This window comes from Lysobacter sp. TAB13, assembly GCF_052113885.1.
GTDB lineage: Bacteria > Pseudomonadota > Gammaproteobacteria > Xanthomonadales > Xanthomonadaceae > Lysobacter > Lysobacter gummosus.
Genome location: NZ_JBFRDR010000131.1, coordinates 1 through 525, shown reverse-complemented (window position 1 = coordinate 525; position 525 = coordinate 1). Strand labels below are relative to the sequence as shown.

Genomic DNA, 525 nt, shown 5'->3' with positions numbered 1-525 from the left:
CCTACGGGCTGCTGAACCCCGGCAAGATGGACAGTTTTGTCGCGAAACTCGGCTGATCAGGCGAAGAAGGCGAGCTTCTCGTCCACCGGGAGCGCTTCGATCTTGCGCAACTCGACCTCCGACGTCGTCGCAGCGCCCCTGGGCTTCGGCGCAGGCCCTGTGACCGTAACCTCGGGGGCTTCCGCGAAGACGAGGTCTTCCTCCATCATCTGAACCGTGCTGAGCCGCCGGTGATTGGTGGCTCTCGTTCGGATGCGCGGGGTCTCGTGCAGGGTGGAGCGCGGCTTGTCGTCGATCTCGACGATCTCGATGTCGTCATAGGTCGAGAGCGGAACGGCTTCGCGCAGATCAAGCGTCTTGGCGGGCATCGGGGCCGCCGTGATCCGGCTGGTGTCGGGGGCGACATGCATGCTGCCGGCGATGGCCCGCAGGCTGCTGTCGAGCATCGCAATCGTGTCGGCGATCTTGCCGATCTGCTGCGCGGTGCCCTCGACAACGGCGCTTGCCGCATAGATCTCCGTCGCC

At 65.3% G+C, this 525-nt stretch carries 1 protein-coding gene; it reads right to left on the bottom strand.

The features are described from left to right. Positions 1–56 precede the first annotated feature (56 nt). Positions 57–525, bottom strand: a 469-nt coding sequence (locus AB4Y92_RS25465; protein WP_441822148.1) for a hypothetical protein, incomplete at its 5' end; no start/stop codon positions are given.